Origin of the sequence: Hymenobacter latericoloratus (assembly GCF_014199535.1) — a bacterium.
GTDB lineage: Bacteria > Bacteroidota > Bacteroidia > Cytophagales > Hymenobacteraceae > Hymenobacter > Hymenobacter latericoloratus.
This window is the reverse complement of the sequence record NZ_JACHNV010000001.1, coordinates 863,177-879,602: the sequence shown is the minus strand read 5'-3', so window position 1 is coordinate 879,602 and position 16,426 is coordinate 863,177. Positions and strand designations below refer to the sequence as shown.

At 59.4% G+C, this 16,426-nt stretch carries 11 protein-coding genes; 8 read left to right on the top strand and 3 right to left on the bottom strand.

What is annotated here, in order from left to right; all coding sequences use genetic code 11:
- Positions 1-37 precede the first annotated feature (37 nt).
- The 3 genes from GGU46_RS03910 (at position 38) to rlmB (ending at position 5,271) form a co-directional block, all read left to right on the top strand.
- Positions 38-3,025, top strand: a complete 2,988-nt coding sequence (locus GGU46_RS03910) for a glycosyltransferase family 117 protein (protein ID WP_183402230.1) — start codon at positions 38-40, stop codon at positions 3,023-3,025.
- A 105-nt stretch (positions 3,026-3,130) separates the two neighbouring features.
- The gene (locus GGU46_RS22415; RefSeq protein WP_183402229.1) at positions 3,131-4,339 is read left to right on the top strand and encodes a GWxTD domain-containing protein; all 1,209 of its coding nucleotides are present in this window, start codon (positions 3,131-3,133) and stop codon (positions 4,337-4,339) included.
- Positions 4,303-5,271: a 23S rRNA (guanosine(2251)-2'-O)-methyltransferase RlmB gene (gene rlmB / locus GGU46_RS03900; RefSeq protein ID WP_246398643.1), complete on the top strand. Its 969-nt coding sequence runs from the start codon at positions 4,303-4,305 to the stop codon at positions 5,269-5,271. The genes GGU46_RS22415 and rlmB overlap by 37 nt, the downstream gene beginning before the upstream one ends.
- An 89-nt stretch (positions 5,272-5,360) precedes the next feature.
- Here rlmB and GGU46_RS03895 read toward each other — a convergent pair whose 3' ends face one another.
- Both GGU46_RS03895 and GGU46_RS03890 read right to left on the bottom strand, forming a co-directional pair.
- On the bottom strand, positions 5,361-6,488 hold the full coding sequence (locus tag GGU46_RS03895; RefSeq protein WP_183402228.1) for a mannose-1-phosphate guanylyltransferase: 1,128 nt from the start codon (positions 6,486-6,488) through the stop codon (positions 5,361-5,363).
- A 250-nt stretch (positions 6,489-6,738) separates the two neighbouring features.
- On the bottom strand, positions 6,739-7,716 hold the full coding sequence (locus tag GGU46_RS03890) for a KpsF/GutQ family sugar-phosphate isomerase (protein ID WP_215906248.1): 978 nt from the start codon (positions 7,714-7,716) through the stop codon (positions 6,739-6,741).
- A 175-nt stretch (positions 7,717-7,891) separates the two neighbouring features.
- Between GGU46_RS03890 and recQ the strand changes: the two genes are divergently transcribed.
- Together recQ and GGU46_RS03880 are read left to right on the top strand one after the other, a co-directional pair.
- Positions 7,892-10,090 carry a DNA helicase RecQ gene (gene recQ / locus GGU46_RS03885; RefSeq protein ID WP_183402226.1) on the top strand — a complete coding sequence of 733 codons (2,199 nt, stop codon included), beginning with the start codon at positions 7,892-7,894 and terminating at the stop codon, positions 10,088-10,090.
- 197 nt (positions 10,091-10,287) lie between these two features.
- Positions 10,288-11,997 carry a carbamoyltransferase family protein gene (locus GGU46_RS03880; protein WP_183402225.1) on the top strand — a complete coding sequence of 570 codons (1,710 nt, stop codon included), beginning with the start codon at positions 10,288-10,290 and terminating at the stop codon, positions 11,995-11,997.
- Between the two features lie 100 nt (positions 11,998-12,097).
- On the opposite strand, the gene GGU46_RS03875 is transcribed toward GGU46_RS03880, so the two are convergent.
- Positions 12,098-12,520 carry a BrxA/BrxB family bacilliredoxin gene (locus GGU46_RS03875; protein ID WP_183402224.1) on the bottom strand — a complete coding sequence of 141 codons (423 nt, stop codon included), beginning with the start codon at positions 12,518-12,520 and terminating at the stop codon, positions 12,098-12,100.
- Between the two features lie 186 nt (positions 12,521-12,706).
- Between GGU46_RS03875 and GGU46_RS03870 the strand changes: the two genes are divergently transcribed.
- From GGU46_RS03870 to GGU46_RS03860, 3 genes are all read left to right on the top strand, one after another.
- Complete coding sequence (locus GGU46_RS03870; RefSeq protein ID WP_183402223.1) at positions 12,707-13,000, top strand: hypothetical protein; 294 nt, start codon at positions 12,707-12,709, stop codon at positions 12,998-13,000.
- A 179-nt stretch (positions 13,001-13,179) separates the two neighbouring features.
- Positions 13,180-14,214, top strand: a complete 1,035-nt coding sequence (locus GGU46_RS03865) for a tetratricopeptide repeat protein (protein WP_183402222.1) — start codon at positions 13,180-13,182, stop codon at positions 14,212-14,214.
- A 70-nt stretch (positions 14,215-14,284) separates the two neighbouring features.
- Entirely contained in the window at positions 14,285-16,324 is a 2,040-nt protein-coding gene (locus tag GGU46_RS03860) for an OmpA family protein (RefSeq protein ID WP_183402221.1), read from the top strand.
- Positions 16,325-16,426 lie beyond the last annotated feature (102 nt).

Here is a 16,426-nt window from a genome sequence, read left to right as displayed (position 1 = left end):
CAGCGGGCTGGCCGTGGTCAGCCTCACTTTATTTCGTATGCGGAGTTACAAAAGCCTGAATAATCTGGTCGGTTGGCTGGTATTTGCCCTTGCCACCATCACGTATCTACTCACCCTGGAGCCTACGGCTTCGTTCTGGGACTGCGGCGAGTTCATTGCCTGCTCCTACAAGCTGCTGGTACCCCACCCTCCTGGGGCACCTACTTTCCTGCTGCTGGGCCGCCTGTTTTCCCTGCTTTCCTTCGGTGACGTCACCAAAGTATCGGTGCTGGTGAATGCCCTGTCGGCGCTGAGCTCTTCGTTCACGGTGCTATTCCTGTTCTGGACTATCACCATGCTGGCCAAGAAGCTGGTGCTGCACCGCCCCGGCCTGCACGACGACCGGAACCTGGAGCCGACTTCGGGCCAAACTCTGCTGATTCTGGGCGCCGGCGCGGTGGGCGCTTTGGCTTACGCCTTCTCCGATTCGTTCTGGTTTAATGCCGTAGAAGCCGAGGTGTACGCCATGTCGTCGTTGTGCACGGCGGCCGTGGTATGGCTGATGCTGAAGTGGGAAAACCGCGCCGACGAGGCCGACTCCGACCGGTGGCTGGTACTCATTGCCTACGTAATTGGCCTTAGCATTGGGGTGCACTTGCTGAACCTGCTGGCCATTCCGGCGCTGGGCTTTATCTACTACTACCGCCGCACCCAAAACCCTACCACTAAAGGCGGCATCATTACCCTGGTAGTGAGCAGCATTATTGTGGGTCTGATTCTGGCCGGTATCATCCCCGGTCTTCCTACCCTGGCGGGTGCCTTCGAAGTGTTCTTTGTTAATTCCTTCGGGCTGCCCTTCAACTCGGGTCTGGTGTTCTTCCTGCTCCTGTTCGTGGGTGTGCTTTGGTTTGGCTTTCAGCAGTCGTTCAAGCGCCGCAGCCGCCTGCTGAACACCGTTATGCTCAGCCTGGTGTTCATCCTGATTGGCTATTCGAGCTACCTGATTGTACCCATCCGCAGCTCCTACCACCCCACCATCAATGAAAACGCCCCGGAGGATGTACTGTCCTTCGTGAGCTACCTGAAGCGCGAGCAGTACGGCGACCGGCCCCTGCTCTACGGCCCGCAGTTCAACGCCCAGCCCATTGCTCAGGAAGACGGCGCCCCGCGCTACGTGCGCCAGGGCGACAAGTACGTGGTGGCTGAATACCGCCCCGTGCTGCAGTATGCCTCCGAGGACAAAATGTTGCTACCCCGCCTATACAGCAACGACCCGCTCCACCTCTACAACTATAAGAAGTGGGTGGATATTCAGGATGGGGTGAAGCCGACCATGGGTCAGAACCTGAGCTTCCTGTTCAAGTATCAGATGGGCCACATGTTTTGGCGCTACTTCATGTGGAACTACGTGGGCCGCGAGGGCGACATTCAGCAGTCGGGCATTTTGTGGGGTAGCGGCGCTGGCGCCGGCCTGCCCGAGCGCATTGCCGACAGCCCCGCCCGTAACGCCTTCTTCGCCCTACCCCTTATTTTGGGCGTACTGGGCTTATTCCTTCACGTCCGCCGCGACGGCCGCAATGCCTTCATCGTGGGCCTGCTGTTCCTGTTTACGGGCCTGGCCATTGTACTGTATTTGAACCAGCCGCCCATTGAGCCGCGTGAGCGGGACTATACCTTCGCGGGTGCCACGTTCGCCTTTGCCATCTGGATTGGCCTGGGTGTGCTGGCCCTGGCGGAACTGCTGGAGAAAGTGGTGAAATCAGAAACGGCGCGGGCTGGCGTAGTAACGCTGCTGGGCCTAGTAGTACCGGGCATTATGGTGGCCCAGGGTTGGGACGACCACAACCGCTCCGACCGTTACCTGTCGGTAGATTCGGCCCAAAACCTGCTGAACTCGCTGGCGCCGAATGCCATTCTGTTCACCAACGGCGACAACGACACCTTCCCGCTCTGGTACGCCCAGGAAGTGGAGGGCGTGCGTACCGACGTGCGCGTGGCGGTACTCAGCTACCTGAACACCGACTGGTACATCGACCAGATGAAGCGCCGGGCTTATAAGTCGCAGCCGCTGCCCATCTCCATGGAGAATGCCAACTACAAGCAAGGCACCAACGATTACCTTCCCTACGCCGAGAAACCCTCGGTTAAGGACATTGATGTGCGCCAGTTCATGCAATTGGTGAACCAGAACAGCCCCCTGCTGCAGGTAAGCTACGGCGACGGCTCGAAGTCCCTGCTGTCCTTCCCTTCCCGCAAGTTCTACCTGCCTATTGACACGGCCGCCGTCGAGAAAATGAACATCATTCCGGCTGGCCGCCGCAAGCAGCTGGTGCCGCGCATGGAGTGGGAAGTAGGCAAGAGCGCCATCGAGAAGAAGAGCCTCGTGATTCTCGACATTCTGGCTACCAACAACTGGCAGCGCCCGGTGTACTTCTCCAGCACCGTGGACTCGCGCGACTTCATGGGCCTGCAGCCCTACTTCCAGCTCGATGGCATGGCCTACCGCATCCTGCCGGCCAAAGACCCCAACTACGACCCCAAAGGGGGCGACGAAGGCTACGTGGCCACGGAGCTGATGTACGAGAACCTGATGAAGAAATTCGCCTTCCGGGGCCTGAACAACTCCAGCATCTTCTACGACGAGAACAACCTGCGCTTCCCGGCCAACTACCGCGACAAGTTCTCGCGCCTGGCCAATGCCCTACTGGCTCAAGGCGACAAAGCCCGTGCTAAACAGGTACTCGACAAAGCGTTTGAGGTGATGCCTGACAAGGCCATTCCCTATGATTACTATGTACCCCAGTTCATTCCGGCCCTGGTAGCCGTGGGTGAGCAGCAGCGCGCCAACGAAATCATGGACACGATGACCGGCCGCGCCGAGCGGGCTCTGGCTTATTACAGCACCCACAACAGCGCCCTCTTCGACCAGGAGTTCCAGACCTATCTGATGTCGCTGAACAGCATCGGCCGCGCCGCCGAGCAGATCGGCGACCAGCAGCGGGCTACTAAGGCCATCAGCCTGTTGCAGCAGTACTACCAGCGCTAAGCCGCACGATTTTTGTCGCTCCAGAAGCCGGCTCCGGAAACGGAGCCGGCTTCTTTCGTTAGAAAGCATACCTTGAAGTTTCTGCTCCCTACCCCCTTCCTTGCCGTGAAACCCCTTTATCTGTTGTTAGTCGTCTTGCTGAGCCTGGGTAGCGCCCTCCAGGCCGCGCCGCGTCGGGATTTTGCCACCCAGTACCGGGCCGAACGCCGTATCATCATCGACACCCGGCGGGAAGGCGACAGTGTGCGGCTTTATCTGCGCTTCCCAAATACCACGCTTATTAGGCGGGGCTTCCCGCTGCACGTAGCGCTTTGGGCTGATTACGATGCCAAGCGGGCCCTCTGGCAGGATACCGTTCGGCGCTTCAGCCGGCGTCTGCAGCCCGATGGTGAAGGTGCCCGCATAGATTTCTGCCTACCCCTGCCGCGGCTGCGAGCCGGCCAGGTGCTCAGCCTGGCTGCTGGTCCTGCTGATGAAGCTGCCTCCGGCGAGGCTGGCTGGCTGCGTCTGACCCCGGAACATCTTACCCGCTCCTTTATCCTGACGGACTCCGTAGGGCAGCCGCTACTGCGCCACTACGTGCGGGCCGGAGAGCCGTTTATGGTTGATTCCTACGGCGAAGATCTGAACGTGCAGGCCTACCGCTACCCGCTCAGCTCCCTACCCGCGGCCCCACCCATGACGAGTCCCGGCGCCATGCCCGCCCAGCCCCGCAAGCTCAGCGCCCAGGATTCGGCGCGCTACCGGGCTGGTAGCCTGCTGCGCCTGCAACCGGGCATGTATCTGCTGCGAGTAAACCCTGCGGAGCCACGCAGTGGCATTTTGGTGGAAGAGAATACCTTCCCGGCGCTTACTTCCGCCGATGAGCTGATTGCGCCCTTGGTTTACCTTACTACCTCCGTGGAGCGCAAAAAGCTGTTTGATGCGCCCGAGCCCAAGAAGGCCGTGGATCAGTTCTGGCTTACGGTGGCCGGAAATAATCAAACCATTGCCAAGCAGCTGATCCGGACGTACTATGGGCGAGTGCAGGAAGCCAACCAGTTTTTTTCAGCCCACAAGGCCGGCTGGCTCACCGACCGTGGCCTGCTGTATCTGGTGCTGGGGCCACCGGAAAGCGTGTATCGGGAGGCCGGCGAGGAACGCTGGGTGTACCGCGCCGACCAAGGCATGGGCGGCACCTTCGTGTTCCGCGCCAAACCCAGTACCTTTGCACCTGATAACTATGAACTGGTGCGCCGCCCCGAGCACGAACAACTCTGGTATGCCGCCGTGGAGCAATGGAGAAAAGGACGAACCGCCCGCCCCGGCCGCTAACTGAGCGCCGCCAATTTTTTGATTCTGAAAACCGCCCGGTACCCAATCGGCGGCCAGCTTCGCGCGACGCCGAAGGTCGTGCCGAGGAAGGACGATTTGAGGGCAGCCGCGCTGAAGGTGGCCGTTACGAAGGCAGCCGATCGGACAAGCCGCGCTACCCCCACCGCCCGGCCCAGGACCGCAGCATCGACATGATTTTTGGGTTGCGCCCGATTCTGGAAGCCCTGAACGCCGGGCGTACCCTAGACAAGATTTTCTTGCTGCGCGGCACCAAGAACTCCATGACCCAGGATATTACGGCCCTGGCCAAAACGGCCAATATTCCGGTGTCGATGGTGCCCGTTGAAAAGCTCGACGGCATCACCCGCAAAAACCACCAGGGCGCGGTAGCCTATGTTTCGCCGATTGACTACATGCCCCTGGACAGCATTCTGGCCAGCTTGTACGAGGAAGGCAAAACTCCGCTTCTGCTGGTGCTGGACCGCATCACCGACGTGCGCAACTTCGGCTCTATTGCCCGCAACGCCGAGTGTATGGGCGTGCATGCCATTGTGGTGCCCAGCCGCGGCGCCGCCCAGGTAAACGGCGACGCTCTGAAAACCTCGGCCGGCGCCCTGAACCTGATTCCGGTATGCCGGGAGCCCAACCTGAAAGACACGCTCACTTTCCTACGCGAATCGGGGGTGCAGGTAGTGGCTTGTACGGAGAAGTCGGACGCCAGCCTGGAAGCCGAAACCGTGGACCTGACCGGGCCTTTAGCTATTCTGATGGGAAGCGAAGAGGACGGCATCAGCCCCGAGTACCTGCGCCTCGCCGACCACAAGCTACGCATCCCGATGGCTGGTCAGATCAGTTCCCTCAACGTATCCGTAGCCAGCGGCATCATGCTCTACGAGGTACTGCGGCAGCGCCTGAAGTCAATTAACAATTAAGAATTAACAATGAAGAGTTGGGCAGTTCAACCTCCTCATTACGGAGCGTTGAACTGCCCAACTCTTCATTGTTAATTCTTAATTGTTAATTAATTATACCCTACGCCCTTCTTCGACTTCACATCGGCGACGAACTCTTTTACGCGCTGCTCTTCGGTGCGCTTGCAGATGAGCAGCACGTTGTCGTACTCCGCTACGATGTAGCCTTCCAGGCCTTGCACTACCACGAGGCGCTCGGGCGGCGTTTTGATAACGCATTCACTGGTATCATAGAGCAGGGCATTGCCGTCCACTACGTTTTCGTCGGCATCGTGCTGGCCCATGCGGTGCAGGGAGTCCCAGGTGCCCAGGTCGCTCCAGCCGAAGTCGGCGGGTAGCACATACACATTATCGGCCTTTTCCATCACCCCGTAGTCAATGCTGATGTTGCGGCAGCGGGTGTAGGCGCGGGAAATGAAGTCTTCTTCCTGGGAGGTTCCCAGCTCGTCCCGGCCTTCGTCAAACACCTCGGCAATATCACTGAGGTACTGATGGAAGGCGTGAATGATGGCATCGGCCCGCCACACAAACAAGCCCGAGTTCCACAGAAAGTCGCCGCTGGCTACAAACATCTTGGCCAGTTCCAGATTTGGCTTTTCGGTGAAGGTTTTCACTTTCCGAAGGGCCTGTGGGAAAACGCCATCCTCGTGGCCGGGGGCAGTTTGCACGTGCTCTGGCTGCACTACCTCATCAATAAACTGAATGTAGCCGTAGCCGGTATCGGGGCGCGAGGGCTGAATACCCAGCGTAATCAGCACGTTGTGGGTGCGGGCGCCGTCCACGGCCGTCCGGATAGCCTCCCGGAAATTTTCCTCGTGCATCACGGCGTGGTCGGCGGGGGTTACCACAATCACGGCCTCGGGGTCGCGCTGGGCAATGCGGTAGCTGGCGTAGGCAATGCAGGGCGCGGTGTTGCGGCCGATGGGCTCGCCCAGAATCTGGTCGAAGGGTAGCTCCGGCAGGTGCTGGTGCACCAGCTCCGTATAGTCGCGGTTGGTAACCACAAACACGTTTTCAGCCGGACAAATGCCTCGGAACCTATCTACCGTGAGCTGAAGCATGGAGCGCCCCAGCCCCAACACATCATGAAACTGCTTGGGGTGATGGGTGCGGCTGAAAGGCCAAAAACGGCTGCCAATACCACCAGCCATTACCACGAGATACGTATGTTGTTCCATCGAAGCCGGACGTAACGCCCGTGTTTAGGAAAGGAATATACTCTGCAAAAAGCCAAAATAGGGAAATTCAGACTCTCCGTATAATGGGTGTAACTACGCAGAAACTGATTTCAATTAGACTTGGGCTTTCGGGCAATGATAGTGGAATATTTATTATGTATAATAATATCTGTAAATTATTTAATTATATCCATTTATTACACACTGCCTCCTGCCAGTTGGCTAAGCGCACACTGCACATACTGGTAGGCTATACCAATCCTTCCCGCAGCAAATCATGGAGGTGAATGAACCCAGCGAAGCGGCCTTGCTCCGTTACCACCAACTGCGTGATATTGCGGTCCTGCATGCGGGTTAGTGCTTCCGCCGCAAAGTCTTCAATATCAATTGTCACGGGATGGGGAGTAAGGATGTCTCTGGCCCGCACTGCCTGTAGGCGCCCTTCGAAAGTGGTGAGCATGCGGCGCAAGTCGCCGTCGGTAATGATGCCGACCAGCTTACCATCGTCGCTGAGCACAGCGGTAGCGCCCAGGCGCTTGCCCGAAATTTCCAGGATGATGTCTTTGAGCGGCGCCGTATCTGCTACCTGGGGCTGCTGGTTCTGGCGGCTCAGGTCGCCTACCTTCAGGTAGAGCTGCTTGCCCAGGGTGCCGCCGGGGTGCAGGCGGGCAAAATCCTGGCGGGTAAACTCCCGGCTTTCCAGCAGGCACACGGCCAGGGCATCGCCCAGGGCCAGGGCGGCGGTAGTGGAGGTGGTGGGGGCCAGGTTGTGGGGGCAGGCCTCACGGTCCACGGGGGCGTGCAGCACGTAGTCGGCCTGCACGGCAAGGTAGGAGTCGGCGTTGCTGACTAAGGCCGCCAGCGGCACGCCTTTGCGCTTGAGCAGGGGCACGAGCACCTTGATTTCGGGCGTGTCGCCGGATTTGCTGATGGCAATAACAAAATCATCGGCCTGAATCATGCCCAGGTCGCCGTGGATGGCGTCGGCGGCGTGCATAAACAGGGCGGGCGTGCCGGTAGAGTTAAGCGTGGCCACCATCTTGCCCGCAATGTGGGCACTCTTACCAATACCAGTTACCACTACCCGGCCTCGCAAAGAGAGAATAGCTTCTACGCATTGTGCAAAATCAGGAGTATGCGCTATGGCATCGGCAACTCCCTGAATGGCTTCCGCTTCCTGCTGAAGCACTTTTTTTGCAAGTAAGTTGAGTTCGTTCTGTGGTTTCAATCTAAATTTGGTATTGCGTATCGGAAGCTGAGCAGTAGCGCATTTTCAGGAATAAACCCGAATTCTTTCCCCTAACTGCTTAGTACCAACTACCATAAAATCCCTAGATTGAGGTAACAACACCGTCGTGTCGTTTATCCAATCTACCACCCCAATTGAGTAAGTGAGGATGTCCATGCCAGCCGTGAAACAACAAGTGCAGCGAGAGGCTGATTTGAAAGGCAAGTTAAAGGAAGTTTTCGGGTACGGTCAGTTCCGGGGCGTACAGGAAGACATCATTCAGAACGTTATTGCCGGCAATAACACGTTCGTGATTATGCCTACCGGCGCGGGCAAAAGCCTGTGCTACCAGCTTCCGGCGCTTGTGTTGCCGGGCACGGCCATTGTGATTTCGCCCCTGATTGCCCTGATGAAAAATCAGGTCGATCAGCTCAACGCCTTTGGGGTAAACGCGCAGTTTCTGAACTCGACCTTGTCTAAGTCAGAGATGAACAAGGTGAAAAAGGACGTGATTAGCGGCGAGGTGAAGCTGCTGTACGTAGCGCCCGAAAGCCTGACCAAGGACGAAACCATCGAGTTCCTCAACAAGGCGACCATCAGCTTCGTGGCCATTGACGAGGCCCACTGCATTTCGGAGTGGGGCCACGATTTCCGGCCCGAGTACCGCAAAATCCGCAGCATTATTGACGGGCTGGGCGTGCAGGTGCCCATCATCGCCCTCACGGCCACGGCTACCCCCAAGGTGCAGCAGGACATCCAGAAGAACCTGCAGATGGATGATGCCTCGGTGTTCAAGACCTCGTTCAACCGCACCAACCTCTACTACGAGGTACGCCCCAAGCACAACACCAAAAAGCAGCTGATTCAGTACGTGAAGCTGCGCAAGGGCCAGGCCGGCATTGTGTACTGCCTGAGCCGCAAGAAGGTAGAAGAAATTGCCGAGCTGCTGAAAGTCAACGACGTGCGGGCCCTCCCCTACCACGCCGGCCTCGACCCCCACGTGCGCATGGCCAACCAGGATGCCTTTCTGAATGAGGAGTGCGACGTGATTGTGGCCACCATTGCCTTCGGCATGGGCATTGATAAGCCCGACGTGCGCTTCGTGATTCACTACGACACGCCCAAGAGCATTGAGGGCTACTACCAGGAAACCGGCCGCGGTGGCCGCGACGGCCTGGAGGGTGACTGCCTGATGTTCTACAGCTACGACGACATCGTGAAGCTGGAGAAGTTCAACAAAGACAAGCCCGTAACGGAGCGCGACAACTCCAAGCTGCTGCTCCAGGAAATGGCCAACTACGCCGACTCGGCGGTGTGCCGGCGCAAGCAGCTGCTGCACTATTTCGGCGAGCATTTCGAGAAGGACTGCGGCTTCTGCGACAACTGCAAGCACCCCAAGGAGCGGTTTGAGGCCAAAAATGAGGTAGTAATGGCCCTGAAAGCCGTGGTGCAAACCGACGAGCGGTTCGGCCTCGACCACATTGGCACCGTGCTCATGGGCATGAACAACCCGCACGTAGAAAGCTACGGCCACGACCAGCTGCCCATTTACGGGCAGGGCAAAGAGCACGACGCCCAATTCTGGCACTCGCTCTTGCGTCAGACGTTGCTGAATGGTTACTTAGAAAAGGACATCGAAAACTTTGGCGTGGTAAAGATTACGGCCAAGGGTATCGACTTCATTGAAAATCCGCATTCAATCAAGCTCACCAAGGACCATAACTACGAGGAAGAGGTGAAAGAAGAACAGGAACAAGAAGAAGTTCAGCAGGCGGCCGGTCACGACGAGGCCCTGTTCGACATGCTGAAGGCCCTGCGCAAGAAAGTGGCCCAGCAGAAAAATCTGCCCCCCTACGTGCTGTTTCAGGACCCGAGCCTGAAGGAAATGGCCACGACTTTCCCCACCAAGATGGACGACCTGGCCCACGTCTCGGGGGTAGGCCAGGGCAAGGCCCAGAAGTTTGGTGCGCCTTTCCTGGCTCTGATCCAGAAGTACGTGGACGAAAATGACATTGTCACGGCCGCCGACGTGGTGGTGAAATCGGCCGTCAACAAGTCAAAAATCAAGATTTACATCATTCAGCAGATCGACAAAAAGATGGATCTGGAGGAAATTGCTTCCTCCAAGGGCATTGATATGCGGGAGCTGATGGAGGAAATCGAGCACATCTGCTACTCAGGTACCAAGCTCAACCTCGATTACTACATCGACGGGGTGCTGGACGAGGAGCGGCAGGAAGAAATCTACGACTACTTCATGACGGCCCAGACCGATAATATTGCCGTGGCCCTCAAGGAACTCGGGACCGACGACTACACCGAGGAGGACCTGCGTTTAATGCGCATCAAGTTCCTGAGCGAGGTAGCCAACTAACCTCGCGAATTGACGCAGATTCTTTGGATTTCGCGGATTTTGGTTGCGGCCACATCTGATTGAAAGCCCCGCCTTTGGCGGGGCTTTTTCGTGCGGTTGGGGGTAGGAAAGAGCTGCCGGGTGATGGGAGCGTGGTTAGCCGCGCCGGTGCGTGTACTTTTGGGGTGACGCGGACTTTTTTCCTTCTGGCTTTTCTGATGGCACAACATATTCTCGGCATTAACTGCAGTGGTTTTCACTCGTCGGCTTGCTTGCTGGGGCCCGATGGGCGGGTGCGGGTAGCCATTGCCGAGGAGAGGCTGAGCCGCATAAAGCAGGACAAGTCGTTTCCGCGCCTGGCCATCCGGTACTGCTGCGAAACGGCCGGCATTGAGCTGACGGATATTTCGGATGTGTTTATCGGCTGGAACCCGGCTCCCTACCTGCTGCAGCCCCAGCAACCCCTGGCTGATGCGCTGCAGAACCGGGGCAAGCTGGCCCAGCTCACCCTCAATGAGTTGGCCGCGCTGCAGGGCGGCGTCAGCAGCATCAGCCAAACGTTAACGGGGCTACGGGGCTCCCCGATGCGCCTGCACTACGTGGACCACCACCGCGCCCACCTGGCCAATGCCCTGCTGCAATCCAGGTTTGCCGAAGCTGATTTCTTCGTGGCCGATGGGTTTGGGGAAACCACCACGGGAATGCTGGGTATGGCCACGGCGGCGGGCCTGCAGGAGCTGGCGGCTAACCGCACCCCCCACTCGCTGGGCCTCTTCTATGGGGCTTTCACGGAGTTTCTGGGATTTCGGCCCAACGGCGACGAGTGGAAAATTATGGCCCTGGCCGCCCGCGGCACCCCCCAGACGTATTATGAGCTGCTGCGGCCGCTCATTCAGGTGAATGGTTTGCAGTTTGAGCTGGACCTGCGCTACTTCGAGTTTTTCCTGTTTTTCACCCCGCACTACTACTCGCCCAAGCTGGTGGAGTTGCTGGGGCCGCCCCTACCCCCCGGCGCCGAGCCAACCCAACGCGAGTTTGATATCGTGGCCGCTGTACAGCGCATCACGGAGGAGGTAGTGTGTGAGCTGCTCCGCAACCTACACGCCCGCACCGGTGGGCACCGCCTGGTGCTGGGCGGGGGCGTGCTGATGAACTCCGTGCTCAACGGCAAGCTCACGCGCTACACGCCCTACCAGGAAGTATTCATCGGCGCCACCCCCGACGATACGGGCATCAGCGTGGGCAGTGCATTGTACGGCCGGCAATACCTACTGGGGCTACCCCTGCCAGTGGCCCCAGCCAGCACGCATAACTTTTTCGGGCGCGAATATGCCGAAGCGGAAATGGAGGCCGAGCTGCAGCGGCGCAAGCTGCGCTACGAGCGCCCCGCCGACCTGCTGTCGGTCACGGCCGCTCTGCTCCACGATGGGCAGGTGCTGGGGTGGTTTCAGGGCGCTTCGGAACTGGGGCAGCGGGCGCTGGGGCACCGCAGCATTCTGGCCAACCCTACCCGGCCCGACATGAAAAACCGGGTCAATGCCAGCATCAAGTACCGCGAAGCCTTTCGCCCCTTCGCCCCAGCCGTGCCCGAGGAGCGTCAGCACGAGTTTTTCGAGCTGCCGGCGGGCGAAACGGCTTACTTCATGGAAAAGGTGTTTCCGCTGCGGCCGGCGGCCCGGCAGCAGCTCCCGGCCGTGACGCACGACGACGGCACCGGCCGCCTGCAAAGCGTGCGCGCCGAGGACAATCCGCTGTTTCACGAGCTGCTGCTCACTTTTGAGCGGCGCAGCGGTGTGCCGGTGCTGCTCAACACGTCCTTCAACCTTAATGGCATGCCTCTGGTCGAGTCGCCGGCCGATGCTCTGGACTGCTACCTGCGCTCCGGCCTCGATGCCCTGGTACTGGGGCCGTTTCTGCTGCGGAAATAAGAAGCCACGAATTGAAACCCGAAAAAGCCCGCCGAAACCTGAGTTTCGGCGGGCTTTTTCTGTAGCTCGGACTTCCGTACGAAGTAAAGTCCGGGGCGAGCTAGCAGTACTCTTCGAAAGCGCCCTGCAGGTTATTGACGATGCGCATCAGGTCGTTGCCTTCAATGTGGTAGCGCTCAATCATGTGCACCAGCTCACCGTCTTTGAACAGGGCAATGCAGGGGCTGCTGGGGGGGTAGGGTAGCATGTGCTCCCGGGCCTTGGCTACGGCTTCGGTTTCCATGCCGGCAAACACCGTTACCAGTTTGGCGGGCTTCTTATCGGAGCTGGAAACGGCCATTTTCAGGGCCGGGCGGGCTTTGGCGGCCGCGCAGCCGCACACCGAGTTTACGGCCACCAGCACGGTACCGCTCTGCTCGGTGAGCACGGAATCAACTTCTTCGGGGGTCATCAGCTGCTCGAAACCGGCCTCAACGAGGTCCTGGCGAATCGGCGCTACCATGTATTCAGGATACGTGGCCATAGGTGAAAGCTAGGCTTTAAGGTGAACTTTTCCGGCGGCAAAAAGCCGGCGGCACAACAAAATTACGCAACCGCCGCCGCACTGGCGCAGTTGGCTTGTATAACTATCATTGGGTCCCGGAAGTTTACCGGCCACCGCCCTGGTCCGAGAATTGCTACAGCTGTTCGCATACTGCCTGTTATTGCCATGACCTACGCCGAATTTCTTGCCTCCCAAACCCAGCCTGCCCCGCCCACTGGCCTCTCGCCGCTGCTACTGGCGCTTTGGCACGCCGGCCGCGACGAATGGCACCAGGCCCACGACATTGCCCAGGATAACGAGCACGACCCGCTGCAAAACTGGCTCCACGCGTTTCTGCACCGCCAGGAGGGCGACCTGGGTAATGCTGCTTACTGGTACCGCCGTGCTGGCCGGCCGGTGTTTACCGGTACGCTGCGGCGCGAATGGGAGGAGTTAGCCCGGACCCAGTTGCCGGCCTAACCGGGCCCGCAGAACAGCGGCGGCCCCTTGCCGCCGAGCCTATTACGTCTTGATAAAATTATAGCATTGCGTATTCATCAAGCTGATTTGCTGCTTATTGCGCAATTAAAATTATATTTATCCCGCGCCTCTGAAATCGGCGGTATGCAATGCGAAAGATCATCCTTTTACCGGCTGCTTTGCTGCTGACGACCCCGGCAGCGCTAGCCCAGGTAGATACCGTGCGGGCCACTACCCTGCCCCCGGCCCAACTGGCCGAGAAGCTCTACAACAGCGGCGTGGCCAAGTTTAACCAGAAAAGCTACCGGGCAGCCCTGCAGGATTTCGACCGGGCCCTGGCGGCCAAGCCTGATTTCGCCAAGGCCTATTACAACCGCGCCGCGGTTCGCTACGAGCTGAAAGATTTTCAGCCGGCAGTGCAGGATTACGACCAGGCCATCAAGCTTGACCCCACCACCTTTGGGTTTTACTTTGGCCGGGCCCAGGCCCGGGAAGCACTGAAGCAGTCCGCCGAAGCCGAACAGGACTACGGTAAAGCCGCTGAGTTGAAGCCCGACTATGCCCCGGCCTGGTACTACCACGGAGCCCTGCGCTTCGAAAAAGCCGATTACCAGGGGGCCAAAGCCGATTTCGACGCCGCCATCAAGGCCGACCCTACCTACGCCTACGCCTGGCACGACCGGGGTAGCACCCAGCGCCAGCTGGACAACCTGCCCGCCGCCATTCAGGATTATACCCAGGCGCTTAAGCTGCAGCCGGAACTCCTGCCGGCCCTGCTGAACCGAGCCGCTACCCGCCGCCGCGCCGGCGACCTGAAAGGGGCCCTCCAGGACTACAACGAGTACCTGACCAAAAAACAGGACAATGCCCTGGCCTATACCAACCGCGGCAGCACCCGCTACGAGCAGGGCGACTACAAAGGTGCCGCCGAGGATTTCAGCCGGGCCGTGGCGCTGGATGCGGGCTACGCCTTCGCCTGGAACAACCGGGCCGCCGCCTACTTGAAGCTGGAAGACTACAAGCGCGCCGAAGCCGACGCTACCAAAGCCCTGGGCCTGAACCCGCAGTATGCCGAGGCTTACCTTAACCGGGGCCACGCCCGCGAAATGCTGCGTCTTTCTGATGCTGCCTGCCAGGACTGGCGCAAAGCCGCTGAGTTGGGCCTGGAAATCGGCAACGCTCACGCCGCCAACTCCGGCTGTGGCGCCGAGTAAGCGCGCCCCTCGGCGCCCTCTGCGAAAAACACCGCGCCCTCTGCGGGCCAAAACCGCCAGAACAACTACGATGCATATATATCTACTCGCCTTCCTGTTGCTTGCCACTACGGCGGCTTCGGCCCAGAACGTGGAGTTCAGCAAAGACCGGTTCGGCAACGATAAGGAGGGGCTGAAAACCGCGCAGAAGGAAATAAAGACCGGCGACGAGTTCTATGACCTAGACCCGCCGCGCTACGAGCAGGCCCTCCCGCATTACCTGGCCGCCCAGAAGTTCAACCCCAATAACGCCCAGCTCAACCTCAAAATCGGGGACTGCTACCTGCATTCGGGCTTTAAGCCCCGGGCGTTGGAGTATTTGCAGAAGGCCTACCAGCTCAGCCCCGACGTGGACCCGCGCATTCATTACCTGCTGGGCCGGGGCCTGCACCTGAATGCCAAGTGGGACGAGGCCATTGCCGAGTACAAGCGCGCTACCCCCGCGGGCGGGGCCAAAAACACGGCCGGTTTCACGCAGGATATTCAAAAAAAAATCCGGGAGTGCGAGAATGGCCGCAAGCTGGCCGCCAAACCCAGCCGCGTCTTCATTGACAACGCCGGCCCCGGCGTGAACTCGCCCTACCCCGAGTATGGCCCCGTCATCACCGCCGACGAATCGGTGATTCTGTTCACCTCGCGCCGGCCGGCCTCTACGGGCGGCCAGAAAGACCCGGAAACCGGGGGCTTCTTCGAGGACATTTACACCAGCACCCGCACTACCCAAGGCAACTGGGTGGATGCCCGCAACCTGGGCGAGTCCGTAAATACGGAGGGCCACGATGCTACCGTGGGCCTCTCGCCCGACGGGCAGCGTCTGCTGGTGTACCTGGAGGATAACGGCGGCGACCTGCACGAGGCCAACCTGCGCGGCGCGGAGTGGCGCAAGCCCCAGCGGCTGGGCTCCCGCATCAACTCCAAGGCCCACGAGTCGTCGGCGGCCTACACCCCCGACGGGCGCAGCCTCTACTTCGTGACCGATAAGGAAGGCGGCTTGGGCGGGCGCGACATCTACCGGATTGAAATGGAAGGTCGCGGGCCGGCCGTGAACCTGGGCTCCGTGATTAATACCCAGTACGGCGAGGAGGGTGTATTTCTGCACCCCGATGGCAAAACCATGTACTTCTCCTCGGAAGGACACAACTCCATGGGCGGCTACGACATCTTTAAGTCGGTGTACCAGAATGGCAGGTGGAGCGCCCCGGAAAACCTGGGCTGGCCCATCAACACCCCCGACGACGACGTGTTCTTCGTGATTTCTGCCTCGGGCCGCCACGGCTACTACTCCTCCTTCCGCGACGACGGGCTGGGCTCCAAGGACATCTACCAGATTACCTTCCTGGGCCCCGAGAAGCCGCCCCTGCTCAGCCAGGAAGACCAACTGCTGGCCTCCAGGGTGCAGCCGGTAAAGGAAACGCTGTTGGCGCCGCCCGTGGCCATTGCCTCGGCTCAGGTTACCATTCTGAAGGGGGTAGTAACGGAAGAAGCCAGCAAGCAGCCCACCGAGGCTACCATTGATGTTATTGACAACTCCCTGAACCAGATTATTGCTTCGTTCCAGAGCAACGCGCAGTCGGGGCGCTACCTGGTGTCGCTGCCTTCGGGCGTGAACTACGGTATTGTAGTGCGGAAAGACGGCTACCTGTTCCACTCCGAAAATTTCGATTTGCCGGCCGGCGCCGCGTATTCGGAGGTGGTGAAAAATATTGCCCTCAAGAAGCTGGACGTGGGGGTGAAAGTCGTGCTCAACAACATCTTCTTCGATACGGGGAAGGCTACGCTGCGCAAGGAAAGCACCGGCGAGCTGGAGCGGCTGCAGAAGCTGCTGGCGGAAACCCCGGCGCTGCGCCTGGAAATTTCGGGCCACACGGATAACGTAGGTAAAGCCGAGTTCAACAAGGACCTCTCCCAGCGCCGGGCCCAGGCCGTAGTGGATTATCTGGTAACCAAAGGCATCGACAAGGCCCGCCTGACCTCGTTTGGGTACGCCGATACGCAGCCGGTAGCCACCAACACCACCGCAACGGGCCGGCAGCTCAACCGCCGCACCGAGTTTAAGGTAACGGGCAAGTAAGGTTTCGGCGACGGTTTCCACGGAGGGCCTACCGGTCCGCCGAGCTGTTTTGCAACGGTTTGGCAGACGGGTGGGCCCTCCGCAGGCTAAATACCTGGTTAA

Bases quoted from the DNA above. Each gene is read 5' to 3' on its own strand.
- GGU46_RS03860 (WP_183402221.1), top strand. From the start codon at position 14,285: ATGCATATATATCTACTCGCCTTCCTGTTGCTTGCCACTACGGCGGCT.
- GGU46_RS03895 (WP_183402228.1), bottom strand. From the start codon at position 6,488: ATGGAACAACATACGTATCTCGTGGTAATGGCTGGTGGTATTGGCAGC.
- rlmB (WP_246398643.1), top strand. From the start codon at position 4,303: ATGGAGAAAAGGACGAACCGCCCGCCCCGGCCGCTAACTGAGCGCCGC.
- GGU46_RS03870 (WP_183402223.1), top strand. From the start codon at position 12,707: ATGACCTACGCCGAATTTCTTGCCTCCCAAACCCAGCCTGCCCCGCCC.
- recQ (WP_183402226.1), top strand. From the start codon at position 7,892: ATGCCAGCCGTGAAACAACAAGTGCAGCGAGAGGCTGATTTGAAAGGC.
- GGU46_RS03875 (WP_183402224.1), bottom strand. From the start codon at position 12,520: ATGGCCACGTATCCTGAATACATGGTAGCGCCGATTCGCCAGGACCTC.
- GGU46_RS03880 (WP_183402225.1), top strand. From the start codon at position 10,288: ATGGCACAACATATTCTCGGCATTAACTGCAGTGGTTTTCACTCGTCG.
- GGU46_RS03910 (WP_183402230.1), top strand. From the start codon at position 38: ATGCGGAGTTACAAAAGCCTGAATAATCTGGTCGGTTGGCTGGTATTT.